Source organism: Jiangella asiatica, from assembly GCF_004349065.1.
Classification (GTDB): domain Bacteria; phylum Actinomycetota; class Actinomycetes; order Jiangellales; family Jiangellaceae; genus Jiangella; species Jiangella asiatica.
On sequence record NZ_SMKZ01000005.1, the window covers coordinates 143051 to 161163 of the forward strand.

General features: G+C 70.5%; 18 protein-coding genes and 1 tRNA gene. 10 read left to right on the forward strand and 9 right to left on the reverse strand.

The window, feature by feature from the left end; translation table 11 throughout:
• Positions 1–74: 74 nt before the first annotated feature.
• Complete coding sequence (locus E1269_RS05830) at positions 75–383, forward strand: Rv3488 family transcriptional regulator (RefSeq protein WP_131892318.1); 309 nt, start codon at positions 75–77, stop codon at positions 381–383.
• A 279-nt stretch (positions 384–662) separates the two neighbouring features.
• Positions 663–1349, forward strand: a complete 687-nt coding sequence (locus tag E1269_RS05835; protein WP_338033555.1) for a haloacid dehalogenase type II — start codon at positions 663–665, stop codon at positions 1347–1349.
• A 62-nt stretch (positions 1350–1411) separates the two neighbouring features.
• Here E1269_RS05835 and E1269_RS05840 read toward each other — a convergent pair whose 3' ends face one another.
• The 3 genes from E1269_RS05840 to E1269_RS05850 all read right to left on the reverse strand — a co-directional run bounded on the left by E1269_RS05840 (position 1412) and on the right by E1269_RS05850 (position 4471).
• Positions 1412–1810, reverse strand: a complete 399-nt coding sequence (locus E1269_RS05840) for a type II toxin-antitoxin system VapC family toxin (protein WP_131892322.1) — start codon at positions 1808–1810, stop codon at positions 1412–1414.
• Positions 1804–2058, reverse strand: coding sequence for a type II toxin-antitoxin system Phd/YefM family antitoxin (locus tag E1269_RS05845; RefSeq protein ID WP_131892324.1), 255 nt, complete (start codon positions 2056–2058; stop codon positions 1804–1806). The genes E1269_RS05840 and E1269_RS05845 overlap by 7 nt, the downstream gene beginning before the upstream one ends.
• Before the next feature lie 301 nt (positions 2059–2359).
• On the reverse strand, positions 2360–4471 hold the full coding sequence (locus tag E1269_RS05850) for an MMPL family transporter (protein WP_131892326.1): 2112 nt from the start codon (positions 4469–4471) through the stop codon (positions 2360–2362).
• 73 nt (positions 4472–4544) lie between these two features.
• On the opposite strand from E1269_RS05850, the gene E1269_RS05855 reads away from it, so the two are divergent.
• Entirely contained in the window at positions 4545–4790 is a 246-nt protein-coding gene (locus E1269_RS05855) for a hypothetical protein (RefSeq protein WP_131892328.1), read from the forward strand.
• Positions 4791–4905: 115 nt separating this feature from the next.
• On the opposite strand, the gene E1269_RS05860 is transcribed toward E1269_RS05855, so the two are convergent.
• The 4 genes from E1269_RS05860 to E1269_RS05875 all read right to left on the reverse strand — a co-directional run bounded on the left by E1269_RS05860 (position 4906) and on the right by E1269_RS05875 (position 6490).
• Positions 4906–4980: transfer RNA gene (locus E1269_RS05860), tRNA-Val, on the reverse strand.
• 66 nt (positions 4981–5046) lie between these two features.
• Positions 5047–5508, reverse strand: a complete 462-nt coding sequence (locus E1269_RS05865; protein WP_203432980.1) for a hypothetical protein — start codon at positions 5506–5508, stop codon at positions 5047–5049.
• 62 nt (positions 5509–5570) lie between these two features.
• The gene (locus tag E1269_RS05870; protein ID WP_131892330.1) at positions 5571–6059 is read right to left on the reverse strand and encodes a peroxiredoxin; all 489 of its coding nucleotides are present in this window, start codon (positions 6057–6059) and stop codon (positions 5571–5573) included.
• Positions 6056–6490 carry a DUF3052 domain-containing protein gene (locus tag E1269_RS05875; protein ID WP_131892332.1) on the reverse strand — a complete coding sequence of 145 codons (435 nt, stop codon included), beginning with the start codon at positions 6488–6490 and terminating at the stop codon, positions 6056–6058. Before E1269_RS05875 ends, E1269_RS05870 begins: the two co-directional genes overlap by 4 nt.
• A 267-nt stretch (positions 6491–6757) precedes the next feature.
• Here E1269_RS05875 and aceE point away from each other — a divergent pair, with 267 nt between their 5' ends.
• A complete protein-coding gene (aceE, locus tag E1269_RS05880) occupies positions 6758–9505 on the forward strand; it encodes a pyruvate dehydrogenase (acetyl-transferring), homodimeric type (RefSeq protein WP_131892334.1) in 2748 nt (915 codons plus the stop codon).
• 18 nt (positions 9506–9523) lie between these two features.
• On the opposite strand, the gene E1269_RS05885 is transcribed toward aceE, so the two are convergent.
• Together E1269_RS05885 and E1269_RS05890 are read right to left on the reverse strand one after the other, a co-directional pair.
• Positions 9524–10246, reverse strand: a complete 723-nt coding sequence (locus E1269_RS05885) for a pirin family protein (protein WP_131892336.1) — start codon at positions 10244–10246, stop codon at positions 9524–9526.
• A 63-nt stretch (positions 10247–10309) separates the two neighbouring features.
• Positions 10310–10798 carry a hypothetical protein gene (locus E1269_RS05890; protein WP_131892338.1) on the reverse strand — a complete coding sequence of 163 codons (489 nt, stop codon included), beginning with the start codon at positions 10796–10798 and terminating at the stop codon, positions 10310–10312.
• Positions 10799–10943: 145 nt separating this feature from the next.
• Between E1269_RS05890 and E1269_RS05895 the strand changes: the two genes are divergently transcribed.
• From E1269_RS05895 to E1269_RS05920, 6 genes are all read left to right on the forward strand, one after another.
• Positions 10944–12140, forward strand: a complete 1197-nt coding sequence (locus tag E1269_RS05895; RefSeq protein WP_131892340.1) for a PucR family transcriptional regulator — start codon at positions 10944–10946, stop codon at positions 12138–12140.
• A 287-nt stretch (positions 12141–12427) separates the two neighbouring features.
• Positions 12428–13609 (forward strand): acyltransferase domain-containing protein, encoded by a 1182-nt coding sequence (locus tag E1269_RS05900; RefSeq protein ID WP_131892342.1) that lies wholly within the window; start codon positions 12428–12430, stop codon positions 13607–13609.
• Positions 13610–13611: 2 nt separating this feature from the next.
• Positions 13612–14631 carry a beta-ketoacyl-ACP synthase III gene (locus E1269_RS05905; RefSeq protein ID WP_131892344.1) on the forward strand — a complete coding sequence of 340 codons (1020 nt, stop codon included), beginning with the start codon at positions 13612–13614 and terminating at the stop codon, positions 14629–14631.
• Between the two features lie 101 nt (positions 14632–14732).
• Positions 14733–14978 (forward strand): acyl carrier protein, encoded by a 246-nt coding sequence (locus tag E1269_RS05910; RefSeq protein ID WP_111255345.1) that lies wholly within the window; start codon positions 14733–14735, stop codon positions 14976–14978.
• A gap of 4 nt (positions 14979–14982) precedes the next feature.
• Positions 14983–16242 carry a beta-ketoacyl-ACP synthase II gene (gene fabF / locus E1269_RS05915; RefSeq protein WP_131892346.1) on the forward strand — a complete coding sequence of 420 codons (1260 nt, stop codon included), beginning with the start codon at positions 14983–14985 and terminating at the stop codon, positions 16240–16242.
• Positions 16242–17684: an acyl-CoA carboxylase subunit beta gene (locus E1269_RS05920; RefSeq protein WP_131892348.1), complete on the forward strand. Its 1443-nt coding sequence runs from the start codon at positions 16242–16244 to the stop codon at positions 17682–17684. Before fabF ends, E1269_RS05920 begins: the two co-directional genes overlap by 1 nt.
• Positions 17685–18113 lie beyond the last annotated feature (429 nt).

Sequence of the window (18113 nt, forward strand, 5' to 3'; positions counted from 1 at the left end):
GCCGATCCGCGTAGCATCGGTACCCGATATCGGTCTCGTCACTGTTCCCGGCGGGGGGCGGAGGGTGCTTGCGGATGCGGGAGTTCCAGCGGGGCGCGGTGCGTGTGCACATCCTGCATCACGCCGCCGAGCATGAGATCCACGGTGCCTGGATGGCGAAAGAGCTGGAGAGCCACGGCTACAAGATCAGCCCTGGAACCCTGTACCCCACGTTGCACCGGCTGGAGGCCGACGGACTGCTCATCTCCGAGCCTCGCGTCGTGTACGGCAGGGTTCGGCGCGTGTACCGGGCCACCGACGCCGGCCGGGCGGCCCTGGCCGAGGACCGCAAGGCCCTGCTGGAGCTGGCGCAGGAAGTGCTCGGTCACGGAGATGACCGATAGTCACGACACGGCACGGTCGACGTGCTGGTCCGGATGGTTGCAGTGCCCGACCAGGACGACGTCCCACACCCCGTCCTGGATTCGGCGTCGTCTCGTGGTCTCGTCGCTTCGAACGCCACAACCGCACCGTGGTCGCTGCTTCGATCTGCCCGGCTGCACGCGCGGCCGGACCGCCGGCCCGCTCCAAGCTCCGATCACCCGGCTGGCGCGGCCCGCGCCCACCAGGCCCCATCCCGCTGCTGCGGGTCATCGCCCGCCGCCCGGTGGCAGGATCGTGACATGGCGACCCGTCCGCTTGTCATCGCATTCGACGTCATCGAGACACTGTTCCCGCTCGAGCCGATCCGCCAACGACTGATCGACGCCGGACAGCCCGGCCACGTCCTCGACCTGTGGTTCGCCCGCCTGCTGCGCGACGGATTCGCCCTCACTGCGACGGGCAGCTACCGCCCGTTCGGCGACATCGCCGCCAGCGCGCTGCGCTCGACCACCGGCTCCGCGCTGGACGACGACGCGATCCGGAACGTCATCGCCGGATTCGCCCAGCTGGACCCGCACCCCGACGTGCGCCCCGCCGTCCGGCTCGCCCGCGACGAAGGCCTCCGCCTGGTGACCCTCACCAACGGGTCGGCACAGAACACTGCGGGACTGCTCCAGCGCGCGGGCATCGGCGCCGATATCGAGCAGGTGCTCTCCGTCGACGACGTGCGCCGATGGAAGCCCGCCGAACCGGTCTACCGCCACGCCGCCGACCGCACCCAGGTGCCACCCCAGCGGGTGTCCCTGGTGGCCGCGCACGCCTGGGACACCCACGGCGCCCACCACGCCGGACTCACCACCGGATGGGTCGCACGCCTGGAGGACCAGGTCCCGGACATCTTCGCCGCCCCGGATGTCACCGGCCGCGACCTCGTCGAAGTCGTCCAGGGACTGCTTGCCCTCCCGGCGACCTGGCACGACGGGTGAGCTCAGGCGAGCACCGCGCAGCCGATCGTCCAGGCTCTGCCGGTGCGGGCACCCGGACCACGTCAGATCTTGATCACCTCGAGATCGGGCATGGCGTCGTAGTCGGAGTCCTGCGTGACCACCGGGACGCCGCGGGCGATGGCAGTGGCGGCGATCCAGGTGTCATTGATCGGCGCCTTCCGACCTGCGGCACGCAGCCGCGAGACGAGCAAGGCCCACGCCTCGGAGGTGGCCTCGTCCACCGGCAGTGGCTCGAAGCGCTGGACGAGCTGATAGGTCGACAGCCGACGTGCGACAGCTTCCGGGTCGCGGGCCTGAAGAACGCCGAGGCGGAGTTCCCCGACCGTCACGGCGGAGACCGCCCACTCGTGATCGTCGAACCGGCTCACGTCGAATCGGGTTGTTTCGACCCCGATGAACACCGAAGTGTCGGCCAGCGCGCGGCGGCGCGTTCTCACCATGGCAGGTCGTCCGTGGTGTCGGTCAGGCTTTCACGGAGCTCGTCCGCCAACCCGGTGGTGTCTGGCCCGAGCCGGACAAGATCGGATGCGAGCTCGGCGACTGGCAGCCACTCGTGCCGCCGTCGCATCGGGATGATCCGAGCCACGGGGCGGTTGTCCTTGAGCACGTCGATCTCTTCGCCGGCCTCGACCCGGCGAAGAACCTCAGCGGTGTGGTTGCGCAGCTCACGCGCCGGAATGGTGCCCATGGCTACAACCGTAGTCTCGATACTACGCATGTAGCAAGCGTCGGCCTCCACCGATGGCCACGCCGAATGCGGGCAGCGCGGTTCAGGCGCACAACTCGACTTCGGCCTGCGAAGGAAAGACGGGCCGCTCCCCCTCGGACACGCCCACGTAGCCTCACCCCTGGCACCAGCTCCGCTCGGAGCTGGTGCCAGGGGCGTAGGTGAGGTACAGGCTCGGCACCTGCGTTGGCCCACCCCGATGAGACACCAGACCGCGGGTCGACGTGGTGTACCCGCGGTCTGCGTACCAGACCTTCTGGTCTTACGGGTGCGCCTGGGTGAGGGTGCGCTCGCCCGGCGGCGGCCCTGTCTCGTCCACGGCCTCGGCTTTCGCAAGCTGGCTCGGCCACCACATGTGCCGGCCGATGTCGAGGTTGAGTGCCGTGACCAGCACCGCCCGCACGATCAGCGTATCGAGCAGGACGCCGAACGCGACCACGAACCCGATCTCTGCCAGGAACACCAAAGGCATCGCCAGGAACACCGCGAACGTCCCGGCCAATACCGCTCCCGCTGACGTGATCACGCCACCGGTCGCGGCCAGGCCGATCAGAGCGCCGCGGCGGGTGCCGACCTTGATGGCCTCCTCACGCACCCGGGTCATCAGGAAGATGTTGTAGTCGATGCCCAACGCGACGAGGAACACGAACGCGAACAGCGGGAACGACGAGTCGGCACCCGCGAAGTCGAACACGTTCTTGAACATGAATCCGCTCACCCCGAGCGCGGCGGCGAACGACAGGATCACCGTGCCGATCAGCACCAGCGGCGCGGTCAGCGAGCGGAGCAGGAGAACCAGGATCAGCAGCACCACCGCGAGCACCAACGGGATGACGACAAGGTTGTCGCGGGCCGACGCATCCTGCATGTCGACATTGATGGCGGCCGAACCACCGACGATCGCGTCGCCGCCCTCGATGCCGTGCACCGCGGAACGGATGTCCCCGATAGCGTCACCCGCCTCGTCACTGTAGGGCTGAAGCGAGAGTGTTCCCTCGACATATGCCCGGTCATCGACGACGACGGGCTCGCTGACGGCCCCAATGGCTGGATGGTCGTCGAGGACGGTTGAGACGACATCGATCTGGTCCGCGTTCGCGATCACGGTCACCGGGTCGCCGGCGCCGACGTCGAAGTGCTCACCGAGAACCTGCTCGGCCTGCGCGAAGTCAGGTTCGTTGGTGAAGCCCTCCTCCAGGCTCAGTCCGTTGGCATTGAGCTGGGTGATGCCCAGCGTCAGCGCACCAAGGATGACAGTGGTGGTCACCCACACCAGCCGAGGCCGCGGCCGGATCCAGTTGCCCACCTTCGACCACAGGCCGCGAGTCGTGGGTTCGTCGCTACCGAACTGCGGTCGCTTGGGCCAGAAGATCCAGCGCCCGAAGATCACCAGGACGGCCGGGAACAGCGTCAGCATCGCAGCCATGCCGACCGCGACACCGGCAGCAAGCACCGGGCCCATGCCGGCCGTCGAGTTCATCTCGGCGACCATCAGGCACAGCATGCCGAGCACGACCGTGCCGGCACTCGCCATCACGGCAGGGCCCGCCCGGTGCAAGGCGAAGTCCATCGCCTCGTGCCGGTCCTCGTGCCGGCGCAGCTCCTCGCGGTAGCGTGCGACCAGCAGCAGCGCGTAGTCGATGCTGGCCGCGAGGACCAGGATCGCCAGGATGCTCGCGCTCTGCGCGTTGACCGTCAGATCGGCGTACCTGGCGAGCAGGTAGACCACGCCCTGCGCGCACGTCACTGCAACTCCGGCACAGAGCAACGGCAAGAGCCACAGGATCGGACTGCGGTAGGTCAGCAGCAAGATCACGATCACCACGGCGACCGCAGCCAGCAGGAGATTGCTGTCCAGATCGCCGAACGACTCGGCCTGGTCGGCCACCATCGCGAGCGGGCCAGCGACCTCCACCTGCAGGCCACCGGCTTCGCCCGTTGCCTGATCGCGCACCGAGTCCAGAAGGTCCGGTGCCGCCTCCCAGTCGTCGCCCATGTCAAGCGGGACGATCAGTTCGAGGGCCTCGCCGTCCTCGGACGGAATCGGGCCCTGGACCTCGCCGTCGAGCTCCTCGAGGTTCCCGAAGGCCGCGGCGTCGGCCGTCGCCTTGGCCATGTCGGCCTCGGTGACTCCGCCGTCACGGACATAGACGATGACCGCGGGGACGGCATCGGTCGAGGCGAAGTCGGCTTGCTCCGTGAACGCGGCGGTCGACTCGGCGCTGCCCGGCAGCCATTCGACGGTGTCGTTCTCCTCGACGTCGGTCAGCTGACCGGCGAGGCTTCCACCGACGGCGGCGAGCACGAGCCAGACGACCAGCACGAGCCACTTGCCACGGCGCCCGGTCAGCCGTCCGGTGAGTGAGCGTGTCATGATCTTCCCCCCTGAAGGTACGAGAGTGTCGGTCGATGAAGTCTGACCGGCGGCACTGCGCAAACTCATCGCGGTGGCCACGCCTTTCGCCAGCGTCTCCTCGGTCGGGCGTCTGACATCGAGCGTGGTTCGTGCGATCGGTAGGACGATATCGCTCGCGACCGACAATCTCCTCCGGGATTTCCCTGAGAGCGTGCCGACGAAGGCCGAGATCGAGTCACTGGTCAACACCTGGCGCATCGAACGCCGGGTGCCCCGATGGATGACGCGCTCGGCCGGTTCTCCGGACGATTCGATGAACCGCCTCGAGGGGCACTGAGACGTGCCGCAGAGAATCTCACCCTCCGCCGGTGCACTCGACCGACGTCTTCACCGCAGGAGGCGGCCGCGGATTGCGGTCGACCGCCGAGTTGCGTATGAGCTGCAGTTATGTGTGGTGGGCGCAGTAGGGTTCGAACCTACGACCCCTGGTTTGTAAGACCAGTGCTCTACCGCTGAGCTATGCGCCCTGAAGCACCTCGCGATGGCTCAGGCTACCGGAGAGACGCTCCGCACCCGGCTCCGCCCGCTCGCGGTCAGGCGGCGCCTTCGGGTGGGACGCGCTCCTGCTCCTGGGTGGTGATGGCCGGTGACTCGGGCCCGTCGGTGTCGATGGGCGTGGTCACCCGGGCCGGCGCACGGCCCAGGACCCGGTCGATGGCGCTGGCGACGTCGGCGGAGAGGTCCCGGCTGTCGGTGCGACGGTGCCGGCCCGGGCCGGGCATCCGGATGGCGAACCCGCGGTCCATGGTGGTCTCGACCGCGAGGAACTCCGCCGTCGCCGACGCCTCGCAGGACCGGCAGACCGTCTGGCCGAGCCGACGCACCAGGGTGGTGGCGTTGCACACCGGGCAGTGGTCGAGATCGTTGGACCAGCCCTTGGTCTGCTGACAGTCAGGGCACACGAGAACCTGCTCGCTGGCGCGCACCCCGCGCACCCACAGGTTGGTCCCCCGGGCAGGGTCGGACTGCCGGGCGCCACAGCGATAGCACGGCACGGGTCGGGCTCCTTCCTGCCGCTCGCGGCGTTATGGGCTCGATGGTCGGACGGGTCAGGTGGTCACGGTCGGCCGCCCAGCTCGGCCAGTACGCGCACGTACTGATCGACGTCCCGGGCGTCGGGTAGGGCGTTGACGACGCTCCAGCGGACGATCCCCTCGGCGTCGACTACGAAGGTACCTCGTATGGCGCAGCCGCGGACGTGATCAAAGACACCGTACGACGACGCCGTCCCGCCATGTGGCCAGAAATCGGACAACAGCGGGAAGTCAAGCCCGGTGGTTTCGGCGAAAACGCGCAGCGCGAACATCGAGTCGCACGAGATCGCCAGGACCGCCGCGGACCCGCCCACCGCCGGGACGACGGAGTCGCGGATCGCGGTCAGCTCACCGGTGCAGACACCGGTGAACGCGAACGGGAAGAACACCACGATGACGGGGCGCCCGCGCAGCCCGGACAGCCGGACCGCCGAACCGTGCTGGTCCGGCAGCTCGAATTCCGGTGCCGGCGCTCCGAGGAGACCCGGTGCGCCGGCACCGAACGAGCTCACTTGCGGGTCGAGCCCTTCGGGGCCACCAGTTTGGTGCCCGACCACTCCTCCGCGACCGACACGGTGGACGTCGTCGACAGGCCCGCGGTGAGCGCGGCGTCGGCGATGTCGCTGGCCTCGACGTGCCCGTCGCGGCCCACCTTCGGCGTGAGCAGCCAGACCACGCCACCGGGAGCGAGATCGGTGGTGGCACCGATGAGAGCGTCGGTGAGGTCTCCGTCGTCGTCGCGCCACCACTGCAGCACCACGTCGGCCACCTCACCGGACTCGCCATCGATCAGCTCGTTGCCGGTGACCTCCTCGATGTCGATACGCAGATCGTCATCGCAGTCCTCGTCCCAGCCCAGCTCCTGGACCACCTGATTGGGACGGAAGCCGAGCCGGGCGGCTGGTCCGTCGTGCTGGTCCGAGTGGCCCGCGATCTGGCCCACCGATCGTCCTCCTCGCAGTCGTCCGGCACGCTACCTGCGTGCCGCATTGCTGTAGTCCACCCAAGGACGCGCGCTTGCGCAAGTGAACCCGCCAGACCAAGCCTGACACGACCCACCTCGCCGAACCTATGGTGCCCTGGCCACGCGGCGCTGCAAAGACATCCTGGGCCCGAATGTGACGTACGGCTCCGGAGCGAGCAGGATAGGGATTGAAAGCCGACAACCCGACGCTCACATCGGCGTCCTCTAGACCACGAAGGGATCGTCGTGGCTGCAGACCGCTCGCCGATCATCATCAACGGCCTCCCGAGTCAGCTCCCCGACATCGACGCGGAGGAGACCAGGGAATGGCTGGAGTCGTTCGACGCGGCCATCGACCAGCGCGGCCGCCACCGGGCGCGATATCTCATGCTGGCGCTGTTGCAGCGCGCCCAGGAGCGACAGGTCGGCGTGCCGAGCCTGCGCAACACCGACTACATCAACACGATCCCGCCCGAGTCCGAGCCGTGGTTCCCCGGTGACGAGTACGTCGAGCGTCGCATCCGCGCCTACATCCGGTGGAACGCCGCGATGATGGTGCAGCGGGCGCAGCGCCCGGGGGTCGGCGTCGGCGGGCACATCTCCACCTACGCCTCGTCGGCCAGTCTCTATGAGGTCGGGTTCAACCACTTCTTCCGCGGCAAGGACCACGCCGGCGGCGGCGACCAGATCTTCTTCCAGGGCCACGCCTCCCCCGGCATGTACGCGCGGGCCTACCTCGAGGGCCGGCTGACCGAGGGGCAGCTCGACGGGTTCCGCCAGGAGCGGTCGCACGCGGGCGTGGGCGGCGGGCTGCCGTCGTACCCGCACCCTCGGTTGATGCCCGACTTCTGGGAGTTCCCGACGGTGTCCATGGGCCTGGGCCCGCTCAACGCCATCTACCAGGCGCGTTTCAACCGCTACCTGCACCACCGCGACATCAAGGACACCAGCCAGCAGCACGTGTGGGCGTTCCTCGGCGACGGTGAGGTGGACGAGCCGGAGACCCTCGGCGCGCTGACCCTCGCCGCCCGCGAGGAGCTCGACAACCTCACGTTCGTCGTCAACTGCAACCTGCAGCGGCTCGACGGCCCGGTACGCGGCAACGGCAAGATCATCCAGGAGATGGAGTCGCTGTTCCGCGGCGCCGGCTGGAACGTCGTCAAGGTCATCTGGGGCCGTGAGTGGGACCCGCTGCTGGCCGCCGACACCGACGGCGCGCTGGTCAACCTCATGAACGTCACACCGGACGGTGACTACCAGACGTACAAGGCCGAGTCCGGCGCGTACGTCCGCGAGCACTTCTTCGGCCGCGACCCGCGCACCCGCAAGATGGTCGAGCACATGACCGACGACGAGATCTGGGGTCTCAAGCGCGGCGGCCACGACTACCGCAAGCTCTTCGCGGCGTACAAGGCCGCCAGCGAGCACACCGGCCAGCCCACCGTCATCCTCGCCAAGACCATCAAGGGCTGGACGCTCGGCTCGCACTTCGAGGCGCGCAACGCCACTCACCAGATGAAGAAGCTGACCGGCGACGACCTCAAGCTCTTCCGCGACCGGCTGTTCATGGAGATCCCCGACTCCGCGCTCGAGGACGTCTACAACCCGCCGTACTTCCACCCGGGCAAGGACTCCGACGAGCACGCCTACATGATGGAGCGCCGGCAGAAGCTCGGCGGCTTCCTGCCCGACCGCCGGGTCACGGCCAAGCCGCTGGTGCTGCCGGGCGACAAGGTGTACGAGGTGGCCAAGCGCGGCTCCGGCAAGCAGCCCGTCGCCACTACCATGGCGCTGGTACGGCTGCTGAAGGACCTTCTCAAGGACCCCGAGATCGGCAAGCGGCTGGTGCCGATCATCCCGGACGAGGCGCGCACCTTCGGCATGGACTCCCTGTTCCCGACGCTGAAGATCTACTCCCCGCACGGCCAGAACTACACCCCGGTCGACCGCGAGCTGTTCCTGTCCTACAAGGAGGCCAAGGACGGGCAGATCCTGCACGAGGGCATCAACGAGGCCGGCTCGGTGGCCTCGTGGACCGCGGCCGCGAGCTCGTACGCCACCCACGGCGAGCCGATGATCCCGCTTTACATCTTCTACTCGATGTTCGGGTTCCAGCGCACCGGCGACGGCTTCTGGGCCGCGGCCGACCAGCTCGGGCGCGGCTTCGTCCTCGGCGCCACCGCCGGTCGCACCACCCTCAACGGCGAGGGGCTGCAGCACCAGGACGGTCACTCCCCGCTGCTGTCGTCGTCCAACCCGGCCGTCGTGCACTACGACCCGGCCTGGGCGTTCGAGATCGGCCACATCGTCCGCGACGGCCTGCGGCGCATGTACGGCGAGGACGCCGAGAACGTCTACTACTACCTGACCATCTACAACGAGCCCTACCCGCAGCCGGCGGAGCCTGCGAACCTCGACGTCGAGGGGCTGCTGAAGGGCATGTACCTCTACCAGCCCATGGAGACCGCGCCGGGCGACAACGTCCCGCACGCGCAGATCCTCGCCTCCGGCGTCGGCGTCAACTGGGCGCTGGAGGCGCAGCGTAGGCTCGCCGACGAGTGGGAGGTCGCCGCCGACGTGTGGTCGGTGACCTCCTGGAACGAGCTGCGGCGCGAAGCCCTTGACGTCGACCAGTGGAACCTCATGCACGCCGACGAGGAAGCCCGCGTCCCGTACGTGACGCAGCGGCTGCGCGAGACTCGCGGCCCGGTGGTCGGGGTCAGCGACTACATGCGCGCCGTCCAGGACCAGATAGCGCCGTACGTTCCGACCGACTGGGCCTCGCTGGGCACCGACGGGTTCGGCCTGTCCGACACCCGGGCAGCACTGCGCCGACACTTCAAGGTCGACGCGCAGTCGATCGTGGTCAACGTGCTGACTTTGCTGGCCCGCCGCGGCGAGATCGGCTGGGAGACGGTCAAGCAGGCGCACGACCGCTACAAGCTCGACGACGTCACCGCCACGACCGCCGAGGAGGCCGGCGGCGAGTCCTGACCACCTCAGCCCGAATCATCATGGGGCGGCGGCGGTGTGCATCTCCCAGACGACGAGCTCGGCGGCGGCCACGGGGCGCACCAGGCGGCCGCCCTCGTCGGTGAGGCGGACGGCGTCGCCATCGTCCAGCCGGCCGGCGGACTCCATCTCGACGCTGCCGCGGGCCACGTAGACGTGCACGAACGGCGCTGCCGGCAGCGTCACCGTCGCCCCCGCCGCCAGCCGCCCGACGTGCATGGCGGCGGCGCGCTGCCCCAGGCTCACCGGCACATCGTTCGCGTGTCGCCGCAGGCCGCTCACGACCGGCACCAACCCGCCACCGGCGAGGCCGGCCGTCACGTCGGCCTGACCGTAGGACGGCTCGCGCCCGGCCGCGTCCGGCGGCACCCACATCTGGACGAACCGCAGCGGACCTTCGGCGGCGACCTCGGAATGTCGCACGCCGCGGCCTGCGCTCATGCGCTGCACGACGCCGGGGACCACCAGGCCGCTGTGTCCGGCGGTGTCGCGATGCGACAGGGCGCCGGACAGCACCCAGGTGACGACCTCGACGTCGCGGTGCGGATGCTCCGGGTACCCGTCGCCGGCGGCCGGCACGACGTCGTCGTTGGCCACGACCAGCAGCCCGAACCCGACGTTGCCCGGGTCGTAGTGCTGGCCGAAGGAGAAGGAGTGCCGCGACACGACGCCGTCGCCATGGGTGACGAAGCGCGAACCCGCCCGCAGCACCTGAACCGTCACACCGCCAACGTACCCATGATCATCAACGGTTTCGGGTGCTATCACACCCGCAACCGTTGATGATCATGGGCGGAGTCCGGTTCGGGCACCCTGGGACTCCAGGTGCGCCAGCCACTGCCGCAGCCGCTGCCCCGACGGTGCCGTCGCCAGCAGGCCGAACACGCTGAGGATCGCGCCGATCACCACCGGCAGCCAGGCGTTGCGTGCCACCGAGTTGACCATGCCGACCAGCGCTGGGAGCTCGGAGAAAACCAGCGACAGGAACGCCGCCGTACGCAGCTGGCCGGCGGCCTTCACCGGGTCCGGTGCCGTCGACGCCGGCCACGGGCGGATGAGCCGGCGCGGCATTAACCACGCCGCGGCCAGGAACACGCCGCTGACGACGAGCGCGGTAGCGGCATCCAGCGCCGTGCCCGGCTCGTCGGTGAGCGCGACCAGCGTCAGCACGGCGATCATGACGACGCCGCCGAGCATGGCGAAGGACACGACAAGCAGCGCGCGGCCCAGTTCGTCGGTCGGCGCGCCGCCCTCGGGCGAGGTCGGTGTGGCCATGGGGCGAAAGCCTAGTGCCCGGCCTGCGCTCGGCGAGCGGGCTGCCCGCCCCGGCCCGCTCGCAGAGCCGCCGATTGTGCGTTCACCACAACAACGCCCGACCTGGTCCCACGCCACGAGGGCCGAGCCGCGTACGCTGCCGAACATGCGGCAATCCTCCGAGGCCGAGCGGCCGGACGCGTTCGACGCGAGCCGTCACGAACGCACGGTGCACCTGCTGGAGCGGGCCACCGGCAAGCTCGCGACCGCGGCGATCGCCCGCATGGAGGAGCAACTGAGCTGGTACCGCGCGATGCCCGCGGAGCAGCGGTCCTGGGTCGGGCTGGTGATCCAGGCCGGCATCGCCGCGTTCGTCGACTGGTACCGCAACGCCGACGAGTCACGGCCCACCCCCACCGCCGACGTGTTCGGCACCGCACCGCGTGACTTGATCCGCTCCATCAGCCTGCAACAAACGGTCGAGATCGTCCGCGTCGCCATCGAGGTGGTCGAGGACGGGGTCGAGGACGTCGTCGGGCCCGACGACGCGCGGGCGGTCCGCGAGGGCGTGCTGCGCTACTCCCGCGAGGTCGCGTTCTCCGCCGCACACGTCTACGCCCGCTACGCCGAGGCCCGCGGCTCGTGGGACGCCCGGCTGGAGGCCACCGTCGTCGACTCCCTGCTGCGCGGCGAGGTCGACGAGGACGTCCGCTCCCGCGCGTCGGCACTGGGCTGGACGGCGGCCAGCGGGGTCGTGGTCATCATCGGCCGCCCGCGGTCCGACGGCGCCTCGGCAGACGAGATCCGGCGAACGGCCAGGCACGCCGGATACGACGTGCTCACCGGCGGTCAGGGCGACCGGCTGGTCGCGGTGCTCGGCCGGGTCGAGGACCCAGTGGTGGCGGCTTCGGCCATCGTCACCCACTTCGGGCCGGGACCGGTCGTCGTCGGACCGCTGGTGCCGGACCTGGTGTCCGCGGCGACGTCTGCCCGCGCCGCCGTGTCCGGGCTGCTCGCGGCCCCCGGGTGGCCGGACGCCCCACGCCCGGTCCCCGCCAGCGCGCTGCTGCCGGAGCGGGCGCTCTCCGGCGAGCAGGAGGCGCTGCACGACCTCGTCGCCGAGCTGTACGTGCCCATCGCCGAGGCGGGGCCGGTGGTCCTGGAGACGCTTGCGGCGTACCTCGAGACCGGCGCCTCGGTGGAGGCGGCCGCCCGGCTGCTGTTCGTCCACCCGAACACCGTGCGGTACCGGCTGCGGCGAGTCACCGACGTCGTCGGTCTGACACCCACCGACCCGCGCGATTCCTACACTTTGCGGCTGGCGCTCTCGCTCGGCCGGATCCACCCGCCCGCGGTGGAGTGATCACGCCCCGGCCGCGGTGCCGAGCCCCGCTCGCCGTGGACCGACCACAGGCCCGGGCGAGCTGATCCCGTCGGCGGCGGAAACCGTCGCCACCAGCCCGTCACCCGCCCTTCACCAGGGATTTGCTCGCGCCACCAGGCATGCGTCGGCGGTGCGGCGACGTTACCCAGTATTGACGTGGTCATTCAGTGGGTAACGCTCGTTGTAGGAAACCCCCAAAGTTAGTGGGACGACCTTGTGACTGGAGCCGACCCCTTCTACGACCTGGTAACGGCCAGGCTTGAAGGGTGCTCGTCATTGTCGCCCCCGGCCAGGGCTCCCAGACGCCCGGCTTCCTCGCCCCGTGGCTCGAGGAGGCGTCCTTCGCCGCCCGCATCGACTGGTTGTCCGCCGTCGCCGGCCTCGATCTGGCGCACTACGGCACCGAGGCCGACGCCGACACGATCCGCGACACCGCGGTGGCGCAGCCGCTGCTGGTCGCCTCCGGCCTGGTCGCCGCGCTCGCCCTGTTCCCACACCCGGCCGACGCGTTCACGACCGTCGGCGCGGTGGCCGGGCACAGCGTCGGCGAGATCACCGCGGCCGCCGGCGCGCGCGCCATCACCGCCGAGCAGGCCATGGTCTTCGTCCGGGAGCGCGGCCGCCGCATGGCCGACGCCGCCGCCAAGGCTCCCACCGGGATGACCGCCGTCCTGGGCGGCGACGCCGACGACGTCCTGGCCACGCTGACCAAGCACGGGCTCACCCCCGCCAACGTCAATGGTGCCGGTCAGGTTGTCGCCGCCGGCACGATCGCCCAGCTGGAGGCGCTCGCCGCCGGCCCGCCGGCCGGCGCCCGGCTGCGCTCGCTGTCGGTGGCAGGCGCATTCCACACGACGCACATGGCGTCGGCCGTGAAGAGGCTGCGCCACCTCGCGCAGTCCATCAGCACGCACGACCCGCGCACACTGCTGCTGTCCAACCGCGACGGCCGCGTGGTGCACGACGGGCGCGACGTGCTCGACCGCATGGTCGACCAGGTGTCCAATCCGGTCCGCTGGGACCTGTGCATGCAGACGATGGCCGACCTGGGCGTCACCGGGGTCCTCGAGGTCCCGCCGGCCGGCACGCTCGTCGGCCTGGCCATGCGTGCGTTGCCGGGGGTGGAGACGTTCGCGCTCAAGACCCCGGACCAGCTCGACGACGCCCGTGCGTTCGTCGAGCGGCACGGCCAGCCCAGCCAGCTCACCACCAGCCCGACCTGGCGGCTCGTCGTCGCGCCCATGAAGGGGACGTTCACCGGCACCGGCGCCAAGGTCGGCGACCAGCTGGCCGCCGGCGACGCCGTCGGCACGGTGACCTCGCTGCGCGACGCGCTGGAGGTCACGGCCGGGCACGGGGGCACGGTCATCGAGTGGCTGGTCGAGGACGGCGACCCGGTCGCCCCGGGCCAGCCCTTGGTCCGGCTGCACCCAGAGGCGGTGGCGTGATCATGAGTGGAATCACCATCCAGCCGGTGGCGGAGCCCCGGGCCAGCCGCATCCTCGGCATCGGCGGGTACCGCCCCAGCCGGGTCATCACCAACGCCGAGGTCATCGAGCAGATCGACTCGTCCGACGAGTGGATTCGCACCCGCTCGGGCATCGAGAGCCGGCGCTGGGCCACCGACGAGGAGACCGTGGTCTCCATGAGCCTGGCCGCCGCGGGCAAGGCGCTGGCCGACGCCGGCGTGCAGCCGGCCCAGCTCGACTGCGTCATCGTCTCGACGGTCACGCACCTGTACCAGACGCCGTCCGCGGCGGCGGAGATCGCCCACAAGCTCGGCACCAACCAGGCCGCCGCGTTCGACATCTCCGCAGCCTGCGCCGGCTTCTGCTACGGCCTGTCGCTGGCCTCGGACATGGTCCGCGCCGGCACCGCCGGGCACGTGCTGGTCATCGGCGTCGAGCGGCTCTCCGACCTGACCGACCAGACCGACCGGTCCACGGCGTTCCTGTTCGCCGACGGCGCCGGCGCGGCCGTGGTGGGCCCGGCGGCCAGTCCCGACGACGGCGGCATCGGCCCGGTCGTCTGGGGCTCCGACGGCGAGCACCTCGACCTCATCCGGCAGCGGGAGGACTGGCGCGACGCGCTGCACAACGAGGCCGGTCCGGCCATGCCGCATTTGGTCATGCAGGGCAACCAGGTCTTCCGGTGGGCGTCCTACGAGATGGCCAAGGCCGCTCAGCAGGCGCTGGACGCCGCCGGGGTCACCGTCGACGACCTCGATGTGTTCGTGCCGCACCAGGCCAACATGCGCATCACCGACGCCATGGCACGCCAGCTGAAGCTGCCCGAGCGGGTCGCCATCGCGCGCGACATCGCCACCCAGGGCAACACCTCGGCCGCCTCCATCCCGCTGGCCATCGAGCGGATGCTCGAGACCGGCGAGGCACAGAGCGGCGACTTCGCGCTGATCATCGGATTCGGGGCCGGGTTGGTGTACGCCGCCCAGGTGATCCGGATCCCGTGATCGTCGCCGCCCGACGACGTGCGGCGACCTACGATCGTCACCGACCACCGAGTCGGTCACGACCTGCACTGCCAACCAGAACCGAGGGGAACCGAAACGACATGGCCAGCACCGAGGAGATCCGCGAGGGTCTTGCCGAGATCGTCAACGAGATCACCGGCGTACCCGCCGAGGACGTCCAGCTCGACAAGTCCTTCACCGACGACCTGGACATCGACTCGCTGTCGATGGTCGAGGTGGTCGTCGCGGCCGAAGAGAAGTTCGGCGTGAAGATCCCCGACGAGGAGGTCAAGAACCTGGCCACCGTCGGCGACGCCGTCACGTTCATCGAGAAGGCAGGTTCGTAGCATCATGTCGCGTTCCCAGGCACGAGTTGTCGTCACCGGGCTCGGCGCCACCACGCCCGTCGGGGGCGATGTTGCGTCGACCTGGGAGTCGTTGCTCGCCGGCCGCTCCGGCGTGCGCAAGCTGACCCAGGAGTGGGTCGCCGACATGCCGGTGCAGATCGGTGCGCCGGCCGCCGTCGACCCCTCCGAGGTCCTACCGCGAGTCGAGGCGCGCCGGCTGGACCGGGCCGCCCAGTTCGCCATCATCTGTGCCCGGCAAGCCTGGGCCGACGCGGGCTACTCCGGCAAAACGTCCGAGGCCGGGCTCGACCCGGAGCGGGTGGGCGTCGTGTGCGCCTCCGGCATCGGTGGCCTCACCACCCTGCTGTCCAACTACGACCAACTGCGTGACTCCGGGCCGCGGCGCGTCTCACCGCTGGCCATCCCGATGCTGATGCCCAACAGCCCGGCCGCCAACGTCTCCATCGAGCTGCAGGCGAGGGCCGGCGCACACACTCCGGTCAGCGCGTGCTCGTCCGGAGCCGAGGCGATCGCGAACGGGCTGGACATGATCCGCGCCGGGCGAGCCGACGTCGTCGTCGCCGGTGGCGCGGAGGCCGTCATCCACCCGCTGCCGATCGCCGCGTTCGCCAACATGATGGCGCTGTCCAAGCGCGACGACGACCCCGCCGTCGTGAGCCGGCCGTTCGACAAGAACCGCGACGGCTTCGTCCTCGGTGAGGGTGGCGCGCTGATGGTGCTGGAGTCCGCCGAGCACGCCGAGGCCCGCGGGGCGAGGGTGTACGCGGAGCTCTCCGGCGCCGGCATGAGCGCCGACGCGCACCACATCGCACAGCCAGAGCCGACGGGCGCCGGCGTCATCGCGGCGATCCGCAAGGCGCTGGCCGACGGCGAGCTGACGCCGGACGAGATCGGCCACGTCAACTGCCACGCCACCTCCACGCCGGTCGGCGACGTGGCTGAGTCGGTGGCGCTCAACGCGGTGTTCGGCGACCGCACTCCGTCCATCCCGGTCACCGCCCCAAAGTCGATGATCGGCCACCTGCTCGGCGGCGCCGGCGCCGTCGAGTCCCTGGCCACGGTGCTCACCCTGCACCACGGCCTCGTACCACCCACGGCGAACGTTGATGACGTGGACGACGACATCAACCTCGACATCGTCCGCAGCACCCCGCGGAAACTCGACGACGGTCCGCTGGCCGCCCTGAACGACTCGTTCGGGTTCGGCGGGCACAACGTCGTTCTCGCCTTCAGGAGGGCCTGATGACCGCTCTGGCCGACCGCCCCAAGGACGTCGCGACAGCACCCGGCAAGCCGGCGAAGCCACCGCGCGAAGAGGACCCGCGCAACCCGAACCACCGGCTCGCCGCTCTGCTCGACCCGGGTTCGCTCGAGCTGATCAGCCCGGACGACCGCAGCGGCATGCTGGCCGCTGTCGGCACCGTGCACGGTGCCCGCGTCGTGGCGTTCAGCTCCGACGCAACGGTCATGGGCGGCGCCATGGGCATCGACGGCTGCCGCGTCGTGGTCGAGGCGTACGAGCGAGCACTAACCGAGGGTGTCCCGATCATCGGCCTGTGGCACTCCGGCGGCGCCCGGCTCGCCGAGGGCGTGCTGTCACTGCACGCCGTCGGGCAGATCTTCGAGGTCATGACCCGTGCGTCCGGCCGCGTCCCGCAGCTGTCCGTGGTGCTCGGCCCGGCCGCCGGCGGCGGCGCGTACGGTCCGGCGCTCACCGACATCGTGATCATGGGACCGGAAGGCCGGGTCTTCGTCACCGGCCCGGAGGTCGTCCGCTCGGTCACCGGCGAGGACGTCGACATGCTGCGGCTGGGCGGCCCGGAGCCGCACGGCCGGCGTTCCGGCGTCGTGCACGTCGTCACGAGCACCGAGCGCGAGGCGCTGGACCAGGCCCGGATCCTGGGGTCGCTGCTGGCGGACCAGGGCGAGCTGGGCCCGGTCGAGGACGTCGACCTCGGCGCGCACCTGCCCGAGTCGCCGAAGCGCGCCTACGACGTGCACCCGATCGTCACCGACCTGCTCGATGCCGGCGACCGCGTCGAGCTGCACCCACGCTGGGCTCCGAACATCACGACGACGCTCGGCCGCTTCGGCGGGCGCACTGTCGGCGTCATCGCGAACAACCCGCTGCGTCTGGGCGGCTGCCTGGACTCCGTGTCGGCGGAGAAGGCCGCGCGCTTCGTGCGCATGTGCGACGCGTTCGGCGTCCCGCTGCTCGTCATCGTCGACGTGCCCGGCTACCTGCCCGGCGTCGGCCAGGAGTGGGACGGCGTCGTCCGCCGCGGCGCGAAGCTGCTGCACGCGTTCGCCGAGGCCACCGTGCCGCGGGTGACCGTCGTGACGCGCAAGGTCTACGGCGGCGCGTACATCGCGATGAACTCGCGCGCGCTCGGCGCCACCCGGGTCTTCGCCTGGCCGACCGCCGAGGTCGCGGTCATGGGCGCGGTGGCCGCCGTGCGCATCCTGCACCGGCGCAAGCTCGCCGAGGTCTCCCCCGACCTGCGGCCGCAGGTCGAGGCGGAACTGGCCGAGGAACACCAGCGCATCACCGGCAGCCTCGACCGCGCCATCGAGATCGGCGTCGTCGACGAGATCATCTCGCCGGCGCGGACCCGCTCGGCGCTGGCCCGGGCGATCGCGGAGGCGCCCGCACGCCGCGGCTCGCACGGCAACATCCCGCTGTAGACACGGGTTCAACCCCGTCCGCCGAACCATCACGCGCCGCCGCCGCGGGTGGGTCGGTGCGCTTCGCACTGGCCGCATATGCGCACCACCCAGCCCGCCGGCACCAGAGCCCGGCCGCCCGTCGCGCGCCGCTGGCGCGGATGCGGGAGGTTCGCGTGCCAGATCGCGCTCTGAGCGTCGATCGACGGCTCACGCGCGGTTCTGGCCTGCGATGCGGGCGGTGCGTAGAGTGCGGCCAGCGCAAAGGCGGTCGAACGCCAACGGCGAGGATCTCCGGGACGGGCAACATTCGGGATCTTTCGATGCATCCGTGGGCCGGTGCCGTTCGGATCGCGATGCCGGTGCAGACGGCGCCATGATCCGGCCGGCCACGTCAGAAGCCGCGACGACCCGGCTTCTGGCCCGGGAAGCGCTGGGCCCGTGGACCCG